We start from the raw sequence: 24289 nt of genomic DNA, 5'->3' as shown, positions 1-24289 counted from the left end.
AAATATGAGAAAATTATCTCATTTTCCCTCTTTTTACTAAAAATGCCGAAAGAATCTGGTCGAATCCCTGAGCAATATCGGCTTCTACAAAATCAATTTTATATTGTCCGCATTTCAGGCGTAAGTCATGATAGAATTCTTTGATAGCCGCCTGATACTGAGTTTTCACTTGTGAAGGTTGTACTTTTACTTTTTCACCCGTTTCCAGATCAATAAATTCATATGGGCGCTCGTCAAAATTAAACTCCTCTTCCGTCTGTTTATCAGTGACATGAAACAACAAAACCTCGTGCAGATTATGACGCAAGTGTTGCATAGCCGAAAACAGACGCTCGGTATTATTAATATCATCAAACATATCGCTGAAAATCACTACTAATGAGCGTTTATGAATCTTTTCAGCAATTTCATGTAAGGTCTCAACAACTGATGTTCGTTTATTAGGTTTTGGTTTCTGTAAAAGTGAATCCAAATCTAAAAATATCTTGTGTATATGTGAGGCAGTCGATTTGATTGGGGTTTGTATTTCTATACCTTCCGAGAAAGTAGTTAAACTCACAGCATCACGTTGCTTTTGCAGCGTATAAGCCAAAGCGCCTGCGGCCATGATACTGAAAGTCATTTTGCCGTTAGATTTTTCGGGATAATACATCGACGACGACGTATCAATCAGTAAGTGGCAACGAAGATTTGTTTCCTCTTCGTAGCGTTTTACATACAGCCGGTCGGTTTTGCCAAATACTTTCCAGTCGATATAGCGAGTGCTTTCGCCTGTATTATAGAGGCGATGCTCAGCAAATTCTACCGAAAAACCATGGAAAGGAGACTTGTGCAAGCCTGTAATGAATCCTTCTACTAATTGTTTGGCAAGAAATTCAATATTTCCGTATTCCCGAATTTTTACTAAATCTAACATATATTAAACCCTATGTTTATTTGGCTGTTGCGTTCTTTGTTGATGCTTTGGGCTTAGTATTTTTCTTTGCCAGCGTTTTCTTTGATTTGCTTTTGACTGTTGATGAGGGCTTTTTACGTCTGTTTGCCCTTTTCTTTTTTAATGTTTTAGAAGGCTTCGTTCTGATTGTTTTAGGTTTGGGCTTCAGAGGTACCTCTACGGTCTCCTCTTCGGGTTCATCTACTATTAAATCAGTAGCACTCTTAATCATCGAATCTGAGCGTTCAATATAAATCGTGTCATTTTCGCCTACTACAGTCAATTTTACCTTGGCTAATCCGTGGTGAAACATATCCAGTTTTTTAGCAGCTACATGAGATAGATCAAGTACCCTTCCTTTGGCAAAAGGGCCTCTATCATTAACCCTCACAATACACCATTTATTGTTTGTCAGGTTAGTTACTTCAATCATTGTACCAAAAGGCAAAGTCGGGTGGGCACAAGTAAGCACATTTTTTTTCAGAATTTCTCCACTGGCCGTTTTTTTACCATAAAACCTGTTTTCGTAATAAGATGCTTTTCCAAACAGTTCGACGCCGATAAATGATGATTGACTAGATGCTAGAGTAGGTTTAAAAAGAATGAATAAACATAAAAAAGATACTATTTTTAGGGTCATTCCTGGTTAAAATTTGATTTCGAAGTGCATAGATACAAAAAAAACACCAAGTCAGAAAACAAACAAAAATTTTGTATATAAAACATAATTAAAATATTTATGTGGAAAATTTCTGTTTTGAAATGAAAATAACATTATTTTTGTTTGAAATTCCTAATAAAATATTTTGCATACAACAATAAAAACCTATATTTGAAAATCATTCTAAACCTCTAAAACTTAAAAGGATTGTGGAAAGAGAAGACAGAGACAAAATTTACTCTAAACGTGTCAGAGCGGGCAAGCGTACTTATTTTTTCGATGTAAGAAGCACCCGTTCAAACGATTACTACCTTACTATTACCGAGAGCCGTCGTTTTCAGAAAGATGGGGGATTTGTATTCGAAAAGAGCAAAATGTTTGTGTACAAAGAGGATTTTAACAAATTCCTAGACGCTCTTCAAGAAACCATTGGCCACATTAAAACTGAATTGATGCCGGATTTTGACTTTGACCAGTACAAAAACGAACAAGTTTCTGTTCCGAACGAAGAAGCTGATGACTACGCATCGGGTGGTGGTTCTGACTTAAAGTGGGAGTAGTAGTTCTTACCAGACTTTCAATTATCGATTTTTGCTGCTGATTCTGATTGATTTTCTTACATCGGGAATCTGTGACTACCCTTTATTGATAATTGCTGCTTGAGTAAGGGTTAAAGACATTCAGCCTTTGGGAACTTCTCAAAGGCTTTGCTATTATAGGCTTATCTCTAGCGTTACACCTGCCTCAGATTGATACATATATGTGGTATGAGATATGTATTTTAGCTTCATGAAAACTACTGATTTTCAGCTTTGTGTCTTAGCCTAATTATAAAACGAACAAATTTGAAACATATTACCTAAGGCGATTTTATTTACTTTTGCCTTTCTCCTGCTTTTAGCGTAATTTTGCGCAAAATTTCATTTAGACTAAAGATTATCAGATTATATGCCTTTACAAGCCGGAATTGTGGGATTGCCTAACGTAGGAAAATCAACACTTTTTAATGCCGTATCAAATAGTGCCAAAGCGCAGGCGAGCAATTATCGTTTCTGTACCATTGACCCAAACGTTGGTTTAGTTGATGTACCCGACGAAAGATTAAATAAATTGAGTGAATTGGTAAAACCCAACAAGGTAGTACCGACGCAGATTGAAATTGTTGACATTGCCGGATTGGTAAGAGGAGCCAGCCGTGGTGAGGGTCTGGGAAATAAATTCTTAGGAAACATCAGGGAAGTAGATGCGATTATTCATGTAATCAGATGTTTTGAAGATGAAAATATTCTTCGTGATGAGGGCGCAATAAATCCGGTAGGAGACAAAGAAATTATCGATACCGAATTGCAATTGAAAGACCTTGAAAGTGTTGAAAAGAAAATTCAGAAAATTGAAAAACAAGCCAGAGTTGGAGGAGATGCTAAAGCAAAAGCTGAATTTGATATATTGAAACGTTGCCAGGATTGGTTGTTACAAGGTAAAAATGTGCGTGAATTGGGTCTGGCAAAAGAGGAATTATACGCCGTTGCTGACTTATTTTTGTTATCTATCAAACCTGTATTATACGTAGCCAATGTTGATGAGGCCTCTATGCATACAGGTAATAAGTATTCGGAAGTATTGCAGAAGGTGGCAGATGCAGAAGGAGCACAGATGATTATTCTGAATAACTCTATTGAAGCACAAATTACTGAAATGGAAGATCCTGATGATAAAGCAATGTTCTTTGAAGAGTATGGCATGAAAGAAGCAGGGCTGGATCGTTTAATCAGAGCAGCGTATAAATTATTAACACTTCGCACTTACTTTACTGCTGGTGTGCAGGAGGTAAGAGCCTGGACTATTCAGGAGGGCTGGAAAGCCCCACAAGCTGCAGGGGTAATCCATACTGATTTTGAAAAAGGATTCATTAAGGCAGAGGTAATTGGCTATAATGATTATGTAAAATATGGCTCAGAAGCTGCCTGTCGCGAAGTTGGACGCCTACGTATTGAAGGAAAAGAATATGTAGTGGCAGATGGAGATGTAATGCACTTTAGATTTAACGTGTAGTTTTAACCCCTCATCCCAACGGCAGCGGCCGACCGTCCTTCTCCCCAACTATGGGGAGAAGGGCTTTTGTTTCCTCCACACTGTTGGGGAGGGTTAGGGTGGGGTCTTTTCCTATTTCTTCACCATTTTATCCATCATTTCTAACATAGCTGGTGTTGGAATCAGGTGATTGCTTTGCGACCAGAATTTCTCTTCATACTTACCTCCCTTCGGGAAATTGTTAGTAGTTAATAATTCATCATCCAGTTTTATAGCACTTCTTCCCATTCGCATACTTTCATTGGCCATAAACTGTACGTTCATAGTGGCTTCTGTTGTGAATTTCTTTTCAAGTTTATCTTCAAAATCAGCCACAAAAGTTAGTTTGCTATCCTGTAAATGCCATTTGCCATTCAGCGGCAAAAACTGTGTATAGCCTTTTACCACTTTTCCGTTTTTCTTGGTATTGTCTATGAAACTTCTACCAATTACATCCTTTACGCCTTCAGGAGTCATTTCATATTCAATTCTGACAATCGCCTGATTATTGACATCAATATACACCTTGCCGTTGCGTGCTGCTTTCACTCTTTTATTTACAGGCCAGAAACTCATTGAATACACCAGGCTATCGTTGAAATAAGTCATTAATGAATCGATTTTAAAATCATAGTCATTGATGCTGCCTTTATCCAAGTATTCAGGGACACCACCTTCCAAGGAACGGGTTACGATAGAGGCTCCGTTCATAAAACCCCAGCCATCCAGTTTGGCTGATTGCCCAGTCCAATCGTATTTTCGGCCCTTCAGTAGTTTGGCTTTTTCGATTCCTGTTTCTTTGGCGGTATGGGGTCGCTCTACCCGAAGAATCCCCTCTGTAATTTTTACGAATCCCAGCTTGGCCATTTCAACAGTTTCAAGATAAAACCCAATCTGATAAGTAGGATAGGAGGGATTGTTTTTTTTGACCAGATTGAATGCTTCTTTCAACAATGCTTTTGGGTCTCCACCTTGTACTGAGGCCAAAGTTTCAGCCTTTTCTAGTTCAATGACACTAGTTGAGTCATATTCTGATGCTTTCTTACTCATACTCTTATAGCCGATGGAAGAAATAATCAGCGCAGAGTCAAGGTCAATTTTAGGGAAAAAGAATTTAAACTCTCCAACGGCATTAGTCTGGCTTGAAAAACCCTTGCTCGGAATGCTTAGATAGGCATTTGGAAGTGCTTGCTGAGTATTTTTATCAATGATTTTGCCTGAGATTGAAACGTATCCTTGCGAAAAAACAAGTGTGGGAAATAATACTAAGATTAAAAGGGAATTAATTCTCATAGATTTCAAATAAAGAATTTACTAATAGTAACGACAGAGATTAAATTTTAATAAAAGACTTGCATTTTTTTTTATAGTTTACCTACATTTGATACAGTTTAAACCAAAACTCTCTAAAGCAATGAAAAAATTATTGGTACTATTATTTATGGGTTTGTTAAGTCTTTCGGTGCTTGATTTAGCTGCTCAAACTGAAATTAAAAGCAAAGGTAAAGCAAAAGAAAAAGCTGAGAAAAAAGAAAAACCAGAAAAAAAAGAAGTAGCTGAAAAGAAAGAGAAAAAAGAAAAGCCTGAAAAAAAAGAAAAAACAGAGAAAAAAGAAACTGCAGAAAAGAAAGAGAAGCCTGAAAAGAAAGAAAAAACTGAAAAGGTAGCAGACAAAACTGAGAAGAAGGAAAAAACGGAGAAGAAAGAAGTAGCTGAAAAGAAAGAGAAAAAAGCGACAGATAAAGACAATACCATTAAGCCTTCACCAAAACCTACAACAGTAGACGATGGCAAAGAAGCAGATGGAAACACTCGTAAAAAAGTAGCAGGTGCTGATAAACAAATTGGTAAAGACCAAAAAGGTCGTACGATTTATGAAGGGCCTCGTGGTGGTCAGTACTACATCAACTCGAATGGTAATAAAACTTATTTGAAAGCTGACGCTAAAAAATAATCTGAAATACGATTATCAAGAAAAGTCTCATTCCCTAACAGGATTGAGACTTTTTTGTTTAGCTTTTAGGTCTGAATTCTTTCATTACCTCCTGATTACAAACCAGATAAGGCCCTTCAATCAAATCAATGCAATAGGGTACAGCCGGAAAAACAGCATCAAGACATTGGCGGATGGCTTTGGGCTTGCCCGGAAGATTGATGATTAAAGAATGATTACGAATACCAGCGGTTTGTCGGGATAAAATGGCTGTCGGCACATATTTCAGGCTTTCCATACGCATCAGTTCACCAAAACCGGGCATCATTTTCTGGCATACGGCTTCTGTGGCTTCTGGTGTTACATCCCGCAAGGCTGGGCCAGTGCCTCCTGTGGTGACAATCAGGCAACAATTGTGTACATCAGCCATTTCAATTAAAGTCTCTGAAATCAAATCCTGTTCATCAGGTATTACCCTATATACTATTTCGAATTCCGAAATCAGATATTCTTTTAACGTTTCTACAACTGCCTTACCCGGAATATCCTCATAAATACCTGCACTTGCCCTATCTGACACATTAATTACTCCGATTTTTATCATAAAGAAGATTTATCTATTATAAACACCATAAAAATTGTTTTAAAGATAGCGCATTGCTAATTAAAATAAGCAATCAGGCCTGTGTAATTAATTCCTCAAATAGACTTGGTCTATTATTTTTTAGGTGTCTCTATACGAAAACAATTGAATAGTAAGCTATAATAATCTATGGAGGACTTGTTCGATAAAAAGGCTATTGAAGCTATAAGAGTGTTTTTATTAGCTCATCAGGAAACAATTGCTGTAGCTGAGAGCGTTACTTCGGGTTTTATTCAGGCCGCCTTTTCTACGGCTGAAGAAGCTTCTAAGTTTTATCAGGGAGGCATCACCGCGTATAATGTCGGACAAAAGTTCAGGCATCTTCGGGTAGAGCCTGTTGAGGCTTTGGCTTGTAATTGTGTATCGGAGAAAATAGCTCAGGAAATGGCATTGCATGTATGTGATTTGTTTCATTCCAACTGGGGTATAGGCATAACAGGCTATGCCGCACCAGTGCCCGAATCAGATAATAAACTCTATGCTTATTATGCCATTGCGCATAACAATAATATCATAAGTACGCGAAAAGTAGTGGCAGAAAAGGATGAATCAGTCAAGATTCAATTCTTTTATGTTAATGAAACTTTATCAGATTTAGCCAGATGTATCCATGAATTGGTCAGTTCTCATGAATAACTCTGTTTTTCTGATTATCAGTTTTCAAGCTTATTCTTTTGATAATGCTTATTTCTCCATTATGTTCAAGATATATTTTATCTATGCCATCGATGCTATCTAAAAAAGTAGCTTTTCTCACTGCTTGCATAATGTCTTCTTTCCTTACAAGTCCTCTTTTCATATTTTGGTCAATAAAATGATTGTTTTCATACAAAATGATTTTTTCGCCTTCAACTATACCCCCAAAGTCATTGTAGCGAGTAAATAACCACCCGAAAATTCTATGCAATACACATATAACCAAACTTGCAAATATAATAGGAATGAAAGGGGATGAGCCTATTACCGCACGACTCAGAATTGCACCGAGCAAAATAACAATGATATTGTCAATTGGGGTACGTAATCCAAAAGAGCGTCTTCCTGCTATTCTTATCAAAATAAAAGCAATAAAAAAAACAGCAATAGCCCGGCAAGCCATCTGAAGTGCCGTCAATTCCACTTCATGACTGAAAATTTCTTGCAGCGTTTCCATTTGAATATTGGTGTTAAATCAGACGCTATAATTACTATTTCTATGCCAGCATAGAAATCAAGAACCTGTCTGGGTTATTAGCTTAACTCAAACAGTTTCTTGATTTTTTTAATAGTTAGACCTGTTTATGAATTTCGCTAGTTGTTGCTTCCGGCTTTTTCTTCCTTATGAGTGCCATCATATGGTTATGCCAGTTGAGCATATTATCTAATACAAAATAATCTTTCAAGTTGTTTCTGATGCTACTTCGCATAATTTTCACTACCAGATTTTTCTCTACTTCGCCTACTTCTTTTACCCGCACTAAAAATTCAAGTGAAATTAAAGCCAATACCGCCCCGATAATAAAGAGAAAGTTCCATTGGTTTAATGATAATAAACGGAATACTTTTTCCAGGTTTGGCGCAGTCCATTCAATCCGGATATTCAGGTGTCGGTCAGTAAAGTAATCGGCTAAAAGCCCACCAATCAATGGACCAATAAATGAGAAAATGGCAGTAATTGTATTCTTGACTGATAGATAAGCAATCGCTTCTTTGCGTGGGGCTAGTTTCAAACCAATATTAGTTAGAGAGAGATTGATACCTGCTGTCGCAGCCCCCATTAAAGCATAAATGACAATTAAAAGTGCAAAATTTGATATGAAATTTGTATAAATACCTACAAACGACCAGGCACCAATACAGAGAATATAAATAGGTGCACAGATAGACAGAATGGTTTTATTACTGTATCTATCGGCAAAAATCCCCCAGCTGCGAATGGTGGCAATACTACATAGCTGGCTGATAATGGTTAAGGTAATAATATATGAAAGCGAGTAGTTCATATGCTTCATTAAAAATACCGTAAAAAACGGTATGGCTATATTTAATGAAAACACCCAGAATGAGTTAAAGACTAATAACCGTAAAAAATTATTGTCTTTAAGCGGAAGAATAAAGAGTTTAAAAACGTTCTCTTCGCCCAGATAAGATTTAGGCTCAGGGATCCGGGAAAGTAAAAAGACACCTAACAAACCAGCAGAACCACCTAAAATAAACATGCTGCCATACACATCTAACTCTAGTTTAGGATAATGATGCTTGATATAATCAATACCCAAAGCTATAATCAAACTCATGCACACATTGAGCGTTTGTAGATTGCCGCTTCTTCTGGAAAAGTAAGCCCCCATGATTTTCTCCGGTATCAAATCTTTCATCCAGGCATTCCAGCTCAAACCAGCCATAGAAGCAAAAAAGAAGTTAAAGAAGAGAAAGAGTATAATAAACTGAACTGAAATATCATTCGGAAAGAATAAAGCGATTATTCCAATGACGACTATTGGCACACGAGCCAGTATAGAAAAAAGCACACTAATGGCACGTCGGTTATTATATCGTTTGACTAACCAGATGGTTAACAATTGTGAGATATTAGAAAAAGCAGGTAATGACGCAATTAAGCCAACCTGAAAATTTGAAGCACCTAATAACAAGCTTAAGGCAGTTAAGAAAGCCCCGGTTGTCATTACATTCATGGTTTCTGTAGCCAAACCCTCTCTTATGCCGAACTTCATTCCGCATTGCACTTCCTCTTCGGTCAGTATTTCTTTTGGTTGCAGATTCATGTGATAAAGATTTAAATAAACAAAATTCCAGGATTATCCATTAACGATTTCGCCACCGTTTACATGAATAACCTGCCCTGATATATAGCTGGCATCTTCAGAAGCTAGAAAAACATATGCCGGAGCAACTTCGGCTGGTTGGCCTGCCCGTTGCATAGGTGTATCCTTTCCAAAAGTATCTAATGATTCATCAGGGAAAGTGGAGGTAATCAACGGCGTCCAGATTGGTCCCGGTGCTACGGCATTGACTCTTATTTTCCGGCCACTCAAAATACCTGATAACGAGCGTGTAAAGGAAACAATAGCTCCTTTTGTAGCCGAATAATCAAGCAGATAAGGATTTCCTTTATAAGCCGTCACGGAAGTAGTATTGATGATGGCACTTCCTTCTTTCAGGTGTGGTAAAGCTGCCTGAACCAGAAAAATCTGTGAGAATATATTGGTTCTGAAGGTTTGCAGAATCTGCTTTTCTTTGATGTTTTCTATCTCTGTTTGTGGATATTGTACAGCAGCATTGTTTACCAAAATGTCAATCTTTCCCCATGCCTTTATTACTTTATCAATAATTTTCTGGCAATTACTTTCTATACTTATATCGGCAGCCACAATCATTGCCTTAGTGCCTTTTTCCTCTACCAGTTTTTGGGTTTCTTTGGCATCAGCACTTTCTTTTCTATAAACAATGGCTACATTGGCGCCTTCACGAGCAAAAGCGACACAGATGGCCCGGCCAATGCCACTATCACCACCCGTCACTATCGCTATTTTATTCGCCAGTTTTTTGTCCTGGCGGTCATAAGCCCTTTCAAAAATTGGCTTTTGTTCCATCCCACTTTCAGCCGATTGGGCATTATCAATTTCTTTTTTTGAAGATTTCATATGTATGTGGATTTTGAGTATTTCTATTAATAATCATCTTGTGTATCAATCTTTAGGTACCCATACAGAAACTGAACCTGCTCCTACATAGAAGTTTCCTATACCTTTTTTGTTAATCTTTACTTCATGCGCTTCATTTCCAAGAAAGTCTATAAAAGACTTGCCTGCGTATTGGGCACCTACCTGCATTGCCTTTCTGGATTTTTTGCCATTCGAAAGTAATACTGCACAGGCTTCATTTTCGTTTTTTTCGGCTCTTACCCAACCAATACAATTAGGCTGGTCGAAATAGTCATACTGCTCTCCCCAGGCATATTTTTGTCGGGCTGAAAGTAATTGCTCTAATGCTGAAATCTTAGGCATTACTACTTTTTCTTCTTCCCCATTGTATCTTTTATCGGTATAGCAAGTGCCATATAAATCGCAGTAAAAAACACAAGGATAACCTTCTTTGCGGAGGAGAATTAAGGCGTAAGCCAAAGGTTTAAACCAGGGCTCTACTACCGATTCAAGACTCTGAAAGGGTTGCGTATCATGGTTTTCGACAAAAGTAATTGCCAGATCAGGGCGGCTCAAGAGTAATGAATTATTAAATATCCCTCGTAAATCGTAATCTTTGCCCGCTCTGGAAGCATGATGAAAATTATAATGCAGGGGGACATCGAATAAGTGCACACGAGACTCTGTCGCTCTGATATATTCTTCCAGAACATGTACATCTTCAAAAGACCAATATTCTCCAACCACGAATAAATCATTCCTGACGTTGACTCGCATATAATCAAGCCATTCGTTATAAAAATCGGGTGAGATGTGTTTGAGCGCATCCAACCGCATTCCATCAAAACCAACGGTTTCGTAATACCATTTGCCCCAGCGCTTCAACTCTTCGCGCACGGCCGGATTCCGGGATTCTATGTCTGAAAACATCAGGTAGTCGTAATTTCCTTTTTCATTGCCTACCACCTCTTCCCAGTCATCGCCATAATCATTGATTATGCTGTAAATAGATTTCTCAGATTCCTGAACATTCGCTGCACAATCAACGCCCGTAAAGCAATTATAATCCCATACGAAATCAGAGTATTTCTTTTTTCGGTTTGGGAAACTGAATTTTGTATTGGCTTCAATCTCAAAAGGAGTGCTGATGAACTCATTCCTGTTTTCAGGATTTACCTTCCTCGCCATTACTCTCTCTGTTTCATCAGCACCTCCCATATGATTCAAAACGATGTCAACATAGACCTGAATGTCTTGTTGATGAAGTGTATTGATTGCTGAAATATATTCTTCTTTGGTGCCATACTTGGTTCTGATAGTCCCTTTCTGGTCAAATTCTCCTAAGTCGTAAAGGTCATATACATCATATCCTTGTGAAAATCCGCCGCTTGTACCCTTATAAGCAGGGGGAAGCCAAACAGCTGTGATACCTGATTTTTTTAATTGCTCTGCGTCTTGCTTTACCTTTTGCCAAAGTGTGCCATCGGCAGGATAATACCATTCAAAAAACTGAAACATTACCTCATTCATAGCTATTTTATTTCGTTTCTACTTATAATTATTTTAAATAAGTAATCTACCTAATAGGTTATTTTTATGCTATTGGTGCTAAAATGAGTGCGGAACTATAAGTAATTGCAAAAAAACTATGCGAAGCACTTAGGTAGGTAGCAAAAGAGCATAGAAAGGATGCCGTTATTTATTTAATAATGATAAAATTTCTGGGTTTTATTAAAATTTGATCACAAATAACAAAGAGCAGGTATATTTTAAATCTATTAGCCATGTAGATTTTTTTTCGTTTTAGGCTGATTACTTTTAAAGTTGTGCGTAAGTAATTCCACAAAACAGATATGGACTGAAATTTTACTTATAAAATATGAATAGTAGTAAAATCTGCTGATTTAAAGATTATTGAACCGATTTAACATTTACTATTATGAGTAACTCGAAAGCAAGTCCAAAGAATTTATGGGCCATCACTAAAAAGACGTTTCAAGCCTGGAATGCAGCAGACCCATTCCGTCAAAGCGCTATTATTGCCTATTATGCTATTTTTTCTATTCCATCCTTATTGGTAATTATTATTGCCTTGGCGGGTCTTGCTTTTGGTAGAGAAGCGGTACAAGGCGAAATTTCTAACCAGATTAGCTCGGCCATGGGAACCGATACGGCCAAACAGATTGAAGAGATTATTGCTAAAGCTGGTGAACAGAAGAAGTCGATAATTGCAACAATTATTGGTATTATCTCGCTTGTTTTTGGGGCGATGGGAGTCTTTCTGCAATTACAAACCTCATTGAATCAGATATGGGAAGTAAAAGTAAAGCCTGAGCTAAAAGGAAAACAAAAATGGGTGAAACTATTAAAAGATCGTCTTTTTTCTTTTGGATTAATCGTGTCAATTGGCTTTCTGCTGTTAATCTCTTTAATATTAACTACTGCTTTGGCTGCTTTTAGCACTTGGATAAAGGTTCATCTGCCAGATTTTATGCTGTTTTTATTTCAAGCTATTAATTTTGTTATCTCTTTCGCAGTTATTTCAGTACTATTTGCGCTCATGTATAAAATTCTGCCTGATGCCCGGATTAGATGGAGAGACGTCTGGATTGGGGCTATGGTAACAACTCTTCTCTTTATATTAGGCAAATTTGGTTTAGGCATCTATTTCGGCAAGGCAGAACCCGGCTCTACTTATGGTGCTGCGGGGTCTATCATCTTAGTAATGTTATGGGTTTCTTATTCCTGTATGATAGTCTTCTTTGGTGCTGAATTCACCAAGCAGTTTGCTACGCATTTCGGTCGGGGTATTGAGCCAAGCAAAGATGCCATTCATGTAGAATTATCAGAACAGGAAGAACTGATGGTAGATAAAAGTATTAAAAAAAGAGAAAAATCTGATAAAGCCAGAAAGACCGAAAAGGTTTAAATCAGACTACACCACAAACTATAAAAGTTTTATGAAGAAGGACACAACTTTAACACCAGACAAGAAATATACTGTTTCGGATAAGCCACCCAGAAAGCGAAGATTATTTATTGTACTTGGTAGTGTTCTGGTTCTTCTGATTGCCTTACGACTGGCTCTACCTTTTATAGTACTAAAATATGTAAACAGAACATTGTCAGAGATGGAGCAGTATTATGGGCATGTAGAAGATATTGACATTGCTTTGGTAAGAGGGGCTTATGTGATTAATGATATTAAGATAGAAAAAATAAATAATGAGACCAGGCAACACGATACGATACCATTCTTTAAAAGCCCTAAAATAGACCTTTCTGTGCAATGGAAGTCAATTTTTAAAGGCTCGGTGGTAGGAGAGATTTACATAGATGACCCTGTGCTGAATTTTGTTAAAGGTAAGCATAAAGGAGAAGACATTAAGGCAGATACTTCTGATTTCAGAGATTTGATTAAAGACCTGATGCCTTTGAAAGTAAACCACTTTGAAATTAATAATGGACAGATTCACTACATTGATCAGAATACAAAACCATTAGTTGATGTATCGATGAAGCGAATTTTTGCTGTAGCAGAAAACCTGACTAATGTGAATGATAGCACCAAAGTATTGCCGGGAAAGATAAGAGCTACAGGAGATATATATGAAGGAAAATTTGAACTGAATGTTAATCTTGACCCTCTGAAAAAGCAACCTACCTTTGATTTGAATGCAAGGATTACTGATGTAAATATGGTATTGCTTAATAATTTCTTCAGAGCATACGGCAGGTTTGATGTAAGCAAAGGAAATTTTGGTATGTATACAGAGTTTGCTGCTAAAGATGGTGCGTTTAATGGCTATGTAAAACCATTGATTAAAGATTTAGATATAGTTGAGTTTAATAAAGAAGAAGGAAACCTGGGGCAGATATTGTGGGAAACACTCATCGGAACAGTAGCAGAAATCTTTACCAATCAACCTAAAGACCAGTTTGCAACCAAGCTTCCTATTCAAGGTAGGTTTGAAAACCCTGATGCAAATTTATGGACGGCGATTAGTTATGTAATAAGAAATGCTTTTGTGAATGCATTGAAACCATCCGTTGATAATACCATTAGTATAGGGAATGTGAAGGCGGAGCCTGAGAATAAGACTTTTTTACAGAAGATATTCGGAGGCAAGAAAGATAAGGATAAAGATAAAAAGAAGGATAAAAAATAAAACAACAGAATGGGTATTTTCAACAATTTAAAATGAATAGCAATGAAACAAAAAGACGCTTTTACGGAGAACAAGAAAACAGAAGATTTAAGTATTAATACTGAAAATGCTAAAGATCAACTGCTTACCAGTAACCAGGGCTTGCCAATTAATGATGACCAGAACTCCCTGAAAACCGGAGAACGTGGGGCTACTTTGTTAGAGGATTTCATTTTAAGAGAAAAAATAACACATTTCGACCACGAACGTATACCTGAGCGTATTGTGCATGCCAGAGGTTCGGCAGCACATGGCTATTTTCAGGTATATGAGTCGATGGAAAAATATACCAAAGCGCATTTTCTTCAAGACCCATCATTAAAAACACCTGTCTTTGTCCGGTTTTCGACTGTAGCAGGTTCACGAGGCTCTACTGATCTGGCAAGAGATGTAAGGGGATTTTCTGTGAAATTTTATACTGAGCAAGGGGTGTATGACTTGGTCGGCAATAATATTCCTGTCTTCTTTATTCAGGATGCAATTAAATTTCCTGATTTGGTACATGCAGTAAAACCAGAGCCGCATAACGAAATTCCGCAGGCTGCGTCGGCACATGATACGTTCTGGGATTTTATTTCTTTAATGCCCGAAAGTATGCACATGATTATGTGGACGATGAGTGATAGGGCTATTCCGAGAAGTTACCGGATGATGGAGGGTTTTGGTGTCCATACTTTCCGGTTTATTAATGCTGAAGGTAAATCACACTTTGTGAAATTTCATTGGAAACCTTTATTAGGAGTTCATTCTGTTTGTTGGGACGAGGCGCAAAAAATTTCGGGCAAAGACCCCGATTTTCATAGAAGAGATTTGTGGGAAGCTATAGAAAGCGGTGCTTTCCCTGAGTGGGAGTTTGGTGTTCAGATTGTGTCGGAAGAAGATGAGTTTAAATATGATTTTGATTTATTAGACCCAACCAAGATTATTCCTGAAGAATTAGTTCCTGTAAAAAAGATAGGGAAGATGGTATTAAACCGAAATCCTGATAACTTCTTTGCCGAAACTGAACAAGTAGCGTTTCATCCGGGGCATATCGTATCAGGTATTGACTTCACGAATGACCCGTTATTACAAGGAAGATTATTCTCTTATACCGATACCCAGTTAATACGATTAGGCGGTCCTAATTTTCATGAAATACCTGTTAATCGTTCGGTTGCCCCTGTACACAACCATCAGAGAGATGGATACATGCGGCAAACTATCAATCAGGGAAGAGTAAGTTATAATCCTAATAGTTTGGGTGGGGGTTGTCCTTATCAGGCCAAGGCAATGCAAGGTGGTTTTCAAAGTTATACCGAAAGAATAGATAGTAAAAAAATACGAGGTCGCAGCAAAAGCTTCTTCGATCATTTCAGTCAGGCTACTTTATTTTATGAAAGCCAGTCAGAGGCTGAAAAACAACATCTCATAAATGCCTTGAGATTTGAGTTGGGTAAAGTAGAAACTGAAGCTATAAGAAAAAGAATGGTAGGCTTGCTAACACAGGTTAACAAAAATCTGGCTAAAAATGTAGCTGATGGCTTAGGCTTGTCAGTGCCAGAAACTTTGGAGCAACCTATTAATCATAGCATTCCTGCTGATGGTAATCCTGAGGATTATCAGCCTGTTTACGTAAAGCTACGTATTAAAAAATCAGACGCGTTAAGTATGGCAAATACTGCTAAGAATACTATTAAAACAAGACAAGTAGTTTTTTTAGCAGCAGATGGGTTTGATAGCAAATCATTAGCTGACATTAAAAATACCTTAGAAAAAGAAGGCGCTATAATTAGTATAGTTGCACCACAATTAGGTATAATTAAAGGTGATAATGGGGTAGAAATGAAGGTAAATCAAAGTCTATTGACAGCCGCTTCGGTACTTTTTGATGCTGTATTTGTTTGCGGTGGAAGCCTAAGCGTAGAAACACTTTTAGAAGAGCCTAAAGCGATTGAATTTGTTGATGAAACCTACAGACATTGTAAACCTATTGCAACAGTTGCCGAAGGAATAGAATTATTGAAAACCTCTAATCAACTCAGAAAAGAGTTAGCTAAAGATACGAACCAATTATCAGGCGTATTGATTGATAAATCCCCGAAAGAATTTGTGAGTGCAATAGCTCAGCACCGTTTCTGGGAAAGAGAGAAGAAAGATAAGCATCTTAATTAAAATTTGACCTTTATACAAAGAAAGAGCCTTGTTAACCAACAAGGCTTCTTTCATATTACACACTGGAACTATTATTCACAGTTTATTCTTGCGCTGCTGCTACATTGATATGCGATTGCGCCAGCTGAGTCAGTTTGCTGTCGGCATCTTCTTCCTCGTTCAGGGTCAGTTGTAGAATATCAGCAACTTCTTCATATCCTAATATTTCTGCTATCGTTCTGAGCGTACCATAAGAGGCTATTTCATAGTGTTCTACTTTTTGAGCAGCCAGAATTAGTCCGCAATCCCTTACCAATGAGCCATCTTTTGTTGATTTAATAATTTCATCCGCCTCTTCGGTCAGGCCAATCATCGCAGCACATTTTTTGCCCTGGGCTGTTTCATCCAATAATTTAAAAACTCTTTCTATACGATTGACGTGTTCTTCTGTTTGACTTAAGTGAGATTCGAAAGCTCGTGTAAGTCCTTTGGAAGTGGCCGCCTGTGCCATTGCCGGAAGTGATTTTGTCAATCTCATCTCTGCCCAGTAAATATCCCGCAGGCCATCCAGAAATAATCTTCTTAAATCTTCTCCCTCGTGGTTATTGTCATACGAGCCGAAATTTTTGCTGTAATTTTTCATAATCAATTCATTTAAGTGATTTTAAAGAAAGGTTTATCAAAAAGGCAAAAAAACTATACCATTGCTATACGCCAGATAAATCGGATAAATTTTCCTCAGAAGTATAATTGGCCAGTTAAAATAGTGTAGGATTATTTCACCATGCCAAGTATGTCCAAAAATAGATAATGCTCTGACTCAGGTTAAAATTTGGCATAGGGTACTTGACTATAACGACTTATTTATATTTTTACGGTATCTATTCAAATATTTCTAATTCTTCAATGAAAAACAATACAAAACGAGTGGTAGTTATACTTATGTGTTTAACAGGTATAGCTATGAAAGGTGTCAGTCAGCAATCAGGTATTATTGCCGAAGGGGCAAAGCCACAATTAGTTTCAGATCAGTTTTCCTTTACAGAAGGCCCTGCGGCTGATAAAAATGGAAATGTATTCTTTACAGATCAACCCAATAATAAAATCTGGAAATATGGTACAGATGGTAAGCTGTCAGTTTTTATGGATAAAGCAGGACGTTCAAATGGTACGTATTTCGACAAAAAAGGCAATCTGATTACTTGTGCCGATGACCATAATGAAATATGGTCTATCAGTCCTGATAAAAAGATAACCGTATTATTGAAAGGTCATAACGGACATATATTCAATGGCCCTAATGATTTGTGGATTGATAAGAAAGGCGGTATGTATTTCACAGACCCGTATTTTCAGCGGGACTATTGGGAGAGAAAAAGCCCGGATCCGGAAATTGGCGGAGAGAAACTGTATTATCTCCCAAAAGGCAAGAATGAAGCTATATTGGTTGATCCTGATATTAAAAAGCCTAATGGCTTGATTGGTACACCAGATAACAAATATTTGTATGTCTCTGATATGGGTAATCGTGCTATTATGAGATATGATATTAATGCCGATGGTTCGTTGAGTAATAAAAAAGAATTTGCCAAAGACCTTTCAGACGGGATGACCATTGATAATCAGGGAAATGTTTATCTGGCAGGTAGGGGAGTGACAGTATATAACCCAGACGGAAAAAAGATTGAGCAGATTGAAGTACCCGCTAAATGGACAGCCAATGTATGTTTCGGCGGTAAAAATATGGATACGTTGTTTATTACAGCTTCTGAGTCTGTTTTTATTTTACCTATGAAGGTAAAAGGAGTGAGATAATAGGATTGATAACATAGTATATAAATAAAATGGGGCTTAGCAAATCGCCAAGCCCCATTTTATTTATGATAAACAATGATTAATATCCTGGATTTTGAACAAGAGATTTGTTTGTATCAATCTCACGTTGTGGAATCGGAATTACCAGTTTGTTGTCGCTGAAAGGCAAAGTACCTACGTTTTTCTTGATACGTTTGGCATCATGAAGTTGCTGACCCTCAAACGCTAATTCTAATTTACGTTCTGCTAAAATATCATTTACGGTTACAGTAAGCAATTCAGAAGCTCCCGCTCTGCTTCTGATTAAATTAATATCATCTAATGGATTAGCGCCAGTAGTAGTACCTAAGCGTAAGTTTGCCTCTGCACGAATCAGATACATTTCTGCTAAACGAACTACTGGTACATCACCATACAGATCAAGGAATTTAGCTGTAAAGGTATTACCTGAAGCTCTTACAAAGAATGTACCTCTTGAGTCACCAGCCTTATATAAGTTAAGATGCTTAGACTGTATACGAATATCACCACGACCCTGGTAGGTAGCAGGCGCATAATAAGTATTTAAATCATTAGTTCCATCTTGGTCTGTAACGATGATTCTGAAAATTACTTCATCATCATTACTTGCGTCTTCGAATACTGACGAAAAATCTTCTTGTAAGGAAAATATATTACTACTAATTACACGGTTGGCTGCGTCACGCGCTTTAGCGTATTCACCTTGTTGAAGATACACTCTGGCCAATATGGCTTGTGCGGCACCTTTTGAAGCAAAACCAAACAGAGATTTGTCTGTATCAACATCTGGAACAGTTGGTAAAAGGCTTTCAGCCTTGGTAAGATCTGCTATAGCTTGTGCATAAACTGCAGCAACAGTAGCTCTTGGACGAAAATCTGTATCAGTTATTACTCCGCGAGTCGGAGTAGTAACCAAAGGAACACCCAGATTCGTATTTGGATCTCCATCTCCCCATGCTTTACCCCAGAATCTTACTAAATCGAAATAAACCATACCACGAATAAAATAAGCAGCACCCTCTACTTGATTCTTTTTATCTGCATCAACTTTATCTATGGCTGATATTACGTTATTAGCAACGTTAATAGTATTATAACCTGCTAACCAGGTTGCCTGTACCTGAGAATTAGATGTAGTAAAAGTTTTACGCCAAATTTCATCTAACTGTGCAAATGTTCCGGCAAATCTTACTTCCGATTCATCACCCATCAAATCGCCAGAATATTGAATCGCCCCTCCATACAAATTAATACTACTAAGTGCATTGTAAGCACCAGTAAGCGTTACCTCAACTGCCAATGAGTTAGTAAGTGCTTCTGTCTCCTCAATAGATGCTGTTGGTTTTACATCCAATTGCTTATCGCAGCTTGTCATAAATGCCACTGTCGCACCAATAAATAACCAGTTTTTTATATTTTTTTTCATTTTTTCTGCTTGCATTAAATAATTAAAAAAGTATTCTTTTTCCTAGTTTCTTAACTAAAAACCTTAGAAACTAATATTTAAACCTCCCATAATTGTTCTTGCTTGTGGAGTAGTATAAAAGTCATACCCTAATGCAATATTTGAAACAACGTCATCAGCATTTACTTCAGGATCCCAACCAGAATACTTAGTAAAAGTCAATAGGTTTTGTCCTGTTACGTATAATCTTACATTATTTATTTTTAATTTGCTGATCAATGATTTTGGAAGATTATAAGCAAGGGTTACATTACGAAGACGGATGAACGAACCATCCTCGATGAAACGACTTGAAGGTTGTGCACCATTGTTATAATATAAACGAGCCTGTGGTACTTTTGTATTGGTGTTTTGAGGAGTCCAGGCATCTAACTGATTGACAGTCTGGTTATCTTCATAACGGCCATTGGCAGAAGAGAAACGACCTACACCATAAAAGTTCAGCTTATTGCCAAAAACACCATTGAAAAATACGCTCAGCTCAAGTCCTTTATAGCTGAACGTGTTAGTGATACCGCCAATCCATTTAGGAAGCGCACTTCCTACAACCACACGTTGTGCCTGAGAATAATTATTTGTTGTTTCTCTGCTTAATGAACCATCTGCATTGGGTGTGTTTTTATAAAATAGCGCATCACCATTTGCAGGGTCAACACCTGCGTATTCTACTGTATAAAATACGCCTAGTGGCTGTCCTTCTACGGCACGGCTCATATTACTTATACCGCCTTCAATTACCTGACCTTGTATGGAGGTAATTTTATTTACGTTGGTTGAAGCATTTATGCTGGTTTTCCACTTAAACTGGCCCACAAGGTTATCGGTATTTAATACAAACTCAAATCCTTTATTGGTTAATGAACCTACGTTTTTCAATTGAGTAGCAAAACCCGTTGTACCTGGTACATTCACATTCAGCAATAAACCCGTAGTATTTTTTTCATAGTAATCAATTTCACCATTAATTCTATTTTTCAGGATACCGAAATCTAAACCAAAGTCTATTTGTCGTGTTTCCTCCCAACTTAAATCAGGATTAGCTAACTGAGATGGTGCCTGACCTGGTAAAGCACCATAATTGGCACCGCCAGAGAATAAACCTAAATGACCAAAGTTGGCAATTTCGGCGTTACCTGTTTTACCCCAGCTTGCACGTATTTTCAAGAAACTGATCGCTTGAATGTTTTTCAGGAAATTTTCTTCTGAAAGAACCCATCCTGCAGATACCGCAGGGAAGAATCCATAACGGTTATCTCTACCAAAACGAGAAGAAGCATCTGTACGAGCACTTAATCCTAATAGGTATCTGTCATTAAACTTATAGTTTACACGGGCAAAGTAAGAAAGGAAATCGAATCTTGATTCTGCCGAACTTGCATCTGTTTTACGCGCTGAACTGGCAATCATACGATAAGCATCTGACGGGAAATCTCTACCTTCAGCCGCATTAGATTTAGTAACCGAATTCTGGAACGACATACCTGCGGTAGCATCAAATGCGTGTGCACCAATAACATTATCATACACAAAGTAATTGTTGGTGTTATAGTTTTCTACTCTTACGAATCGATTATAACCATAGCCAAGTGGTGCACCGAAGTTACGTTGCGTTTTGCTGTTGTAATACTGCTCCTCTTGTTGGTTCAATAAATCTATCGCTAATTCAGTACGGAACTTCAAACCTTTAAAGAATTTGTATTCGCCAAATACATTGCCAATATTGCGGTGCACGGTAGTATTATAGTAGGCATTGCCAATATTGATTAAGGCATTGTAATATACCGGAATCGAAATATCTCCTGGAGGTGAACCTACTGGCAGACCAGTTTCAGGGTCAGTAGCAGGAGTCATTGGCGGAAGTGCCACTAATTGTTGAGGGTTATCAAACTGGCGGTCACCTGATACACGTTGGTTATACGAACGCGTAAGACCCATGTTCATTCCTACAGTCAACTTATCAGTAACCTTATGTGTCAGGTTCATACGGCCTGTCATACGATTGAAAGCATTACCCACCAGAATACCTTGTTGGTCTAAAAACTGACCTGACATGAAGATGGTTGTTTTTTCTGAACCACCACTTACACTTAAATCATATTGTTGCGAAGGAGCATCCTGATAGGCTAAATCAGACCAATTGGTGTCTACTTGTTTAGCTGTTCCTAAAGTGCCCAAGCTCTGTGTCTGAAAGAAACTTTCCATATAAGCTGAATATGAATCAGGGTCAGTTACATCATATCCTTCGATCGCATCAGAGTTTGCCGCAGCCTTGCGATAAAAATCCATATATTGCTGGGTATTCAGGAATTTTAAAACATTAGTTGGTCTGCTTTTACCATACTGCACACCAAAAGTTACGTTAGTTTTACCTGATTTACCTTTTTTGGTAGTGATCAAAACTACTCCGTTGGCAGCACGGGCCCCATAGATAGCACCAGCAGAAGCATCTTTCAGAATTTCGATAGACTCAATGTCTTGTGGGTTAATATCTACTGTCGGGTTAGTAGCACCACCAGCTACTGAAAGGTCTCCGCTTGTGATTGGGATACCATCAATTACATATAGCGGATTATTAGAAGCAGATACTGATGACTGACCACGTACACGGATCTGAATCCCCTGAGCTAGTTTACCAGTACCCTGGTTGATTTGAACTCCGGCAGCTTTACCCTGAATACTCTGTTCAAAAGTTGTTACTGGCATATCTGCAACCTCACTTCCTTTGATTTTAACGATATTACCTGTCAGGTCACGTTTAATTTGAGAACCATAACCTGTTACAACCACCTCGTTTAATGTTTGAGTAGCCGGAACAAGTAGAAAATTAACAATAGTACGATTATTAATTGGTTGCTCTAAAGTTGTAAAGCCAATAAAGCTGGCCTGAAGAACACCATTAGCCGGAACACTGATTCGAAAAGTTCCGTCAACATTAGAAGTTGTACCTTTTGTCGTACCCTTAACTGTAATAGAAACTCCTGGTAGTGGACTACCATCTTCAGTTGAGGTAACCTTCCCTGTTACATCAACATCTTGTGCATTTCCCCAGAAAGAAACAAAGAGGAATAGACAGCCTAATGAAACTCGTAAAAGTTTGTTCATTCGCATTTTAGTTTGTTATAGGATTAATTAAAGAAATTAAAAGTAAATTAAAAAATAATAATTACCTCACATAAAGGAGTTAAAAATGACAATAAATATAAATTATACGCTTTATGTACAAGAGAAACTTGTAATAATTCAAAACTTATAAATACTAGAGATAAGCAAGACTAATTAAAATAAATGGCAGATAAATAAAATAATAGCCTGTTAGTTTGAATAAAATAGTTGTTTTTCAATAATCATAGGGCAAAATATATTAGTTTAGTTATCATAAAATGGCTGTTTTCAAATATCAAAAAAAATTAGATGTATGCCAAGAAAATGCCTACAAAAAAGAGAATCACACAGACAAAAGACGTGAAAACGAAATAATATGCTGTTAATTATCGTAACAATTTCTTAATTTTTTATTAATTTCCTTAAAACTTCTTCTAATCGGTCAAAATTTTCTTCATTTGCTCCAATTATAAAGTCTTTCAAGTTATGATAGACTTTTAATGATTCAATATCCATAGTATAGGTTAGCCTTGTCTGGTTATGATCTTCGGTATTTTCAAATGTAACGGTTCCGGTATAGTAAGGCCCGCTATCATGGTAGAATACAATTTTCTCTAAAGGCACAATTTCTCTGAAAACGATTTTGTTTTTATAATCTTTGCCATCGGGGCCATGCATAATAAAATTCCATTCTCCATCAGGCTTTAAATCAAATTGATGAAAAGTATTGGTAAAACCTTTTGGCCCCCACCATTGTGCCAAGACTTCAGGATTTGTATAGGCTTTATAGAGTAGTTCTCTTGATACATTAATGATACGTGTGGTAACAATTGCAGGAACATCTTCTGCTAAAGATTCTTGATTAGAGCTCATGGATAGATTAGTAGTATTGATAAGGTTGAAAACTTGATCATGACAAATATAAAAAATATTCTGAATCTGCACCGGGGTTTGGGTTTATTATCTTTTCTTTACAATTGAAATAAAACAGAAGAGATTAGTAGATTCAGAGATGCCTGTCATTATAGAAAAACAATATAAAAATCATTCTTATGTAGCCATATGGCATATTACAGAATCGCATGATGTCTTACAAGCCATGCTTCCCTCGGAGATTCTGACAGATGCTGAACTGGCAGATATCCATCATCCACAAAAGCAGATTGAATTCTTTTGTAGCAGATTAACCATTAAATATCTGGCAGATAAATTAGGAATTAAATATCTGGGCATCAAGAAAGACGAGTATGGCAAACCTTATCTGGTAGGTTCTGACTGGCAGTTCTCATTGACGCATACTATCGAATATATTGCGGTGGTGATGCACGAAAATCTCCCTTTAGGAATAGACATGGAGCAACCTAGCGAAAAACTTTTAAGAATTGCCAATAAATATCTATCTGAAACCGAAAAGAACGATGCAGGCACTGACTTAGATAAACTCTGTATCTATTGGTCTGCTAAAGAAGCGCTTTATAAACTCTATGGAAAAAGAAAAGTGATTTTTATTGATAACCTGTTAATCTCTCCATTCAGAAAAGATCAACAGGTTATTGAAGGACGTCTGAAAATCAATGAGATTGATGAACAATATTCACTGATTGTCGAGAAGATAGCTCAATATTATTTAGTTACCGTTTGTTAGCATTTTTTTCAGCAA

The 24289-nt window shown here is 37.4% G+C and carries 21 protein-coding genes; 9 read left to right on the top strand and 12 right to left on the bottom strand.

Going from position 1 to position 24289, the window contains the following annotated elements; genetic code table 11:
• Positions 1-13 precede the first annotated feature (13 nt).
• A complete protein-coding gene (locus tag ACYVFA_RS09585; protein ID WP_460471602.1) occupies positions 14-916 on the bottom strand; it encodes a DUF58 domain-containing protein in 903 nt (300 codons plus the stop codon).
• Positions 917-932: 16 nt separating this feature from the next.
• Entirely contained in the window at positions 933-1574 is a 642-nt protein-coding gene (locus tag ACYVFA_RS09580; protein WP_460471601.1) for a septal ring lytic transglycosylase RlpA family protein, read from the bottom strand.
• A gap of 230 nt (positions 1575-1804) precedes the next feature.
• Here ACYVFA_RS09580 and ACYVFA_RS09575 point away from each other — a divergent pair, with 230 nt between their 5' ends.
• Positions 1805-2155, top strand: coding sequence for a DUF3276 family protein (locus ACYVFA_RS09575; RefSeq protein WP_460471600.1), 351 nt, complete (start codon positions 1805-1807; stop codon positions 2153-2155).
• A 388-nt stretch (positions 2156-2543) separates the two neighbouring features.
• Positions 2544-3647 carry a redox-regulated ATPase YchF gene (gene ychF / locus ACYVFA_RS09570; RefSeq protein WP_460471599.1) on the top strand — a complete coding sequence of 368 codons (1104 nt, stop codon included), beginning with the start codon at positions 2544-2546 and terminating at the stop codon, positions 3645-3647.
• Between the two features lie 111 nt (positions 3648-3758).
• On the opposite strand, the gene ACYVFA_RS09565 is transcribed toward ychF, so the two are convergent.
• Positions 3759-4958 (bottom strand): peptidase associated/transthyretin-like domain-containing protein, encoded by a 1200-nt coding sequence (locus ACYVFA_RS09565; protein WP_460471598.1) that lies wholly within the window; start codon positions 4956-4958, stop codon positions 3759-3761.
• A gap of 121 nt (positions 4959-5079) precedes the next feature.
• Between ACYVFA_RS09565 and ACYVFA_RS09560 the strand changes: the two genes are divergently transcribed.
• Positions 5080-5619: a hypothetical protein gene (locus tag ACYVFA_RS09560; RefSeq protein WP_460471597.1), complete on the top strand. Its 540-nt coding sequence runs from the start codon at positions 5080-5082 to the stop codon at positions 5617-5619.
• A 58-nt stretch (positions 5620-5677) separates the two neighbouring features.
• On the opposite strand, the gene mog is transcribed toward ACYVFA_RS09560, so the two are convergent.
• Positions 5678-6202: a molybdopterin adenylyltransferase gene (gene mog / locus ACYVFA_RS09555; protein ID WP_460471596.1), complete on the bottom strand. Its 525-nt coding sequence runs from the start codon at positions 6200-6202 to the stop codon at positions 5678-5680.
• A gap of 168 nt (positions 6203-6370) precedes the next feature.
• Here mog and ACYVFA_RS09550 point away from each other — a divergent pair, with 168 nt between their 5' ends.
• Entirely contained in the window at positions 6371-6877 is a 507-nt protein-coding gene (locus ACYVFA_RS09550; RefSeq protein WP_460471595.1) for a CinA family protein, read from the top strand.
• Here the strand turns inward: ACYVFA_RS09550 and ACYVFA_RS09545 are convergent.
• From ACYVFA_RS09545 to ACYVFA_RS09530, 4 genes are all read right to left on the bottom strand, one after another.
• Entirely contained in the window at positions 6861-7394 is a 534-nt protein-coding gene (locus ACYVFA_RS09545) for a DUF421 domain-containing protein (protein ID WP_460471594.1), read from the bottom strand. The genes ACYVFA_RS09550 and ACYVFA_RS09545 overlap by 17 nt on opposite strands.
• 115 nt (positions 7395-7509) lie before the next feature.
• Positions 7510-9006: an MFS transporter gene (locus tag ACYVFA_RS09540; RefSeq protein WP_460471593.1), complete on the bottom strand. Its 1497-nt coding sequence runs from the start codon at positions 9004-9006 to the stop codon at positions 7510-7512.
• Positions 9007-9039: 33 nt separating this feature from the next.
• A complete protein-coding gene (locus ACYVFA_RS09535; RefSeq protein ID WP_460471592.1) occupies positions 9040-9885 on the bottom strand; it encodes a Rossmann-fold NAD(P)-binding domain-containing protein in 846 nt (281 codons plus the stop codon).
• Between the two features lie 45 nt (positions 9886-9930).
• A complete protein-coding gene (locus tag ACYVFA_RS09530; RefSeq protein ID WP_460471591.1) occupies positions 9931-11415 on the bottom strand; it encodes an alpha-amylase in 1485 nt (494 codons plus the stop codon).
• Positions 11416-11824: 409 nt separating this feature from the next.
• Between ACYVFA_RS09530 and ACYVFA_RS09525 the strand changes: the two genes are divergently transcribed.
• From ACYVFA_RS09525 to ACYVFA_RS09515, 3 genes are read left to right on the top strand one after another with little or no spacing between them, the layout of a single operon-like run.
• Positions 11825-12814 (top strand): YihY/virulence factor BrkB family protein, encoded by a 990-nt coding sequence (locus tag ACYVFA_RS09525; RefSeq protein WP_460471590.1) that lies wholly within the window; start codon positions 11825-11827, stop codon positions 12812-12814.
• Between the two features lie 31 nt (positions 12815-12845).
• A complete protein-coding gene (locus ACYVFA_RS09520) occupies positions 12846-14054 on the top strand; it encodes an AsmA family protein (RefSeq protein WP_460471589.1) in 1209 nt (402 codons plus the stop codon).
• 42 nt (positions 14055-14096) lie between these two features.
• Positions 14097-16247 carry a catalase gene (locus ACYVFA_RS09515; protein WP_460471588.1) on the top strand — a complete coding sequence of 717 codons (2151 nt, stop codon included), beginning with the start codon at positions 14097-14099 and terminating at the stop codon, positions 16245-16247.
• Between the two features lie 82 nt (positions 16248-16329).
• Here ACYVFA_RS09515 and ACYVFA_RS09510 read toward each other — a convergent pair whose 3' ends face one another.
• Positions 16330-16869 carry a YciE/YciF ferroxidase family protein gene (locus ACYVFA_RS09510; RefSeq protein WP_460471587.1) on the bottom strand — a complete coding sequence of 180 codons (540 nt, stop codon included), beginning with the start codon at positions 16867-16869 and terminating at the stop codon, positions 16330-16332.
• 263 nt (positions 16870-17132) lie between these two features.
• Between ACYVFA_RS09510 and ACYVFA_RS09505 the strand changes: the two genes are divergently transcribed.
• On the top strand, positions 17133-18041 hold the full coding sequence (locus tag ACYVFA_RS09505) for an SMP-30/gluconolactonase/LRE family protein (protein WP_460471586.1): 909 nt from the start codon (positions 17133-17135) through the stop codon (positions 18039-18041).
• Between the two features lie 79 nt (positions 18042-18120).
• Here the strand turns inward: ACYVFA_RS09505 and ACYVFA_RS09500 are convergent, their stop codons facing one another.
• The 3 genes from ACYVFA_RS09500 to ACYVFA_RS09490 all read right to left on the bottom strand — a co-directional run bounded on the left by ACYVFA_RS09500 (position 18121) and on the right by ACYVFA_RS09490 (position 23502).
• Entirely contained in the window at positions 18121-19488 is a 1368-nt protein-coding gene (locus ACYVFA_RS09500; RefSeq protein WP_460471585.1) for a RagB/SusD family nutrient uptake outer membrane protein, read from the bottom strand.
• A gap of 63 nt (positions 19489-19551) precedes the next feature.
• Positions 19552-22629, bottom strand: coding sequence for a SusC/RagA family TonB-linked outer membrane protein (locus ACYVFA_RS09495; protein ID WP_460471584.1), 3078 nt, complete (start codon positions 22627-22629; stop codon positions 19552-19554).
• A 402-nt stretch (positions 22630-23031) separates the two neighbouring features.
• Complete coding sequence (locus tag ACYVFA_RS09490) at positions 23032-23502, bottom strand: SRPBCC family protein (RefSeq protein WP_460471583.1); 471 nt, start codon at positions 23500-23502, stop codon at positions 23032-23034.
• Between the two features lie 139 nt (positions 23503-23641).
• Here ACYVFA_RS09490 and ACYVFA_RS09485 point away from each other — a divergent pair, with 139 nt between their 5' ends.
• Positions 23642-24274, top strand: a complete 633-nt coding sequence (locus tag ACYVFA_RS09485) for a 4'-phosphopantetheinyl transferase family protein (RefSeq protein ID WP_460471582.1) — start codon at positions 23642-23644, stop codon at positions 24272-24274.
• Positions 24275-24289 lie beyond the last annotated feature (15 nt).

This window comes from Emticicia fontis (genome assembly GCF_054779675.1).
The sequence above is the reverse complement of the archived record's forward strand: the minus strand, read 5'-3'. Positions and strand labels throughout refer to the sequence as shown.

What these genes read in the sequence shown, in the direction of transcription:
- ACYVFA_RS09585 (WP_460471602.1), bottom strand. Translation starts at nt 916, where the DNA reads ATGTTAGATTTAGTAAAAATTCGGGAATACGGAAATATTGAATTTCTT.
- ACYVFA_RS09580 (WP_460471601.1), bottom strand. Translation starts at nt 1,574, where the DNA reads ATGACCCTAAAAATAGTATCTTTTTTATGTTTATTCATTCTTTTTAAA.
- ychF (WP_460471599.1), top strand. Translation starts at nt 2,544, where the DNA reads ATGCCTTTACAAGCCGGAATTGTGGGATTGCCTAACGTAGGAAAATCA.
- ACYVFA_RS09565 (WP_460471598.1), bottom strand. Translation starts at nt 4,958, where the DNA reads ATGAGAATTAATTCCCTTTTAATCTTAGTATTATTTCCCACACTTGTT.
- ACYVFA_RS09560 (WP_460471597.1), top strand. Translation starts at nt 5,080, where the DNA reads ATGAAAAAATTATTGGTACTATTATTTATGGGTTTGTTAAGTCTTTCG.
- mog (WP_460471596.1), bottom strand. Translation starts at nt 6,202, where the DNA reads ATGATAAAAATCGGAGTAATTAATGTGTCAGATAGGGCAAGTGCAGGT.
- ACYVFA_RS09550 (WP_460471595.1), top strand. Translation starts at nt 6,371, where the DNA reads ATGGAGGACTTGTTCGATAAAAAGGCTATTGAAGCTATAAGAGTGTTT.
- ACYVFA_RS09545 (WP_460471594.1), bottom strand. Translation starts at nt 7,394, where the DNA reads ATGGAAACGCTGCAAGAAATTTTCAGTCATGAAGTGGAATTGACGGCA.
- ACYVFA_RS09540 (WP_460471593.1), bottom strand. Translation starts at nt 9,006, where the DNA reads ATGAATCTGCAACCAAAAGAAATACTGACCGAAGAGGAAGTGCAATGC.
- ACYVFA_RS09535 (WP_460471592.1), bottom strand. Translation starts at nt 9,885, where the DNA reads ATGAAATCTTCAAAAAAAGAAATTGATAATGCCCAATCGGCTGAAAGT.
- ACYVFA_RS09530 (WP_460471591.1), bottom strand. Translation starts at nt 11,415, where the DNA reads ATGAATGAGGTAATGTTTCAGTTTTTTGAATGGTATTATCCTGCCGAT.
- ACYVFA_RS09525 (WP_460471590.1), top strand. Translation starts at nt 11,825, where the DNA reads ATGAGTAACTCGAAAGCAAGTCCAAAGAATTTATGGGCCATCACTAAA.
- ACYVFA_RS09520 (WP_460471589.1), top strand. Translation starts at nt 12,846, where the DNA reads ATGAAGAAGGACACAACTTTAACACCAGACAAGAAATATACTGTTTCG.
- ACYVFA_RS09515 (WP_460471588.1), top strand. Translation starts at nt 14,097, where the DNA reads ATGAAACAAAAAGACGCTTTTACGGAGAACAAGAAAACAGAAGATTTA.
- ACYVFA_RS09510 (WP_460471587.1), bottom strand. Translation starts at nt 16,869, where the DNA reads ATGAAAAATTACAGCAAAAATTTCGGCTCGTATGACAATAACCACGAG.
- ACYVFA_RS09505 (WP_460471586.1), top strand. Translation starts at nt 17,133, where the DNA reads ATGAAAAACAATACAAAACGAGTGGTAGTTATACTTATGTGTTTAACA.
- ACYVFA_RS09500 (WP_460471585.1), bottom strand. Translation starts at nt 19,488, where the DNA reads ATGAAAAAAAATATAAAAAACTGGTTATTTATTGGTGCGACAGTGGCA.
- ACYVFA_RS09495 (WP_460471584.1), bottom strand. Translation starts at nt 22,629, where the DNA reads ATGAACAAACTTTTACGAGTTTCATTAGGCTGTCTATTCCTCTTTGTT.
- ACYVFA_RS09490 (WP_460471583.1), bottom strand. Translation starts at nt 23,502, where the DNA reads ATGAGCTCTAATCAAGAATCTTTAGCAGAAGATGTTCCTGCAATTGTT.
- ACYVFA_RS09485 (WP_460471582.1), top strand. Translation starts at nt 23,642, where the DNA reads ATGCCTGTCATTATAGAAAAACAATATAAAAATCATTCTTATGTAGCC.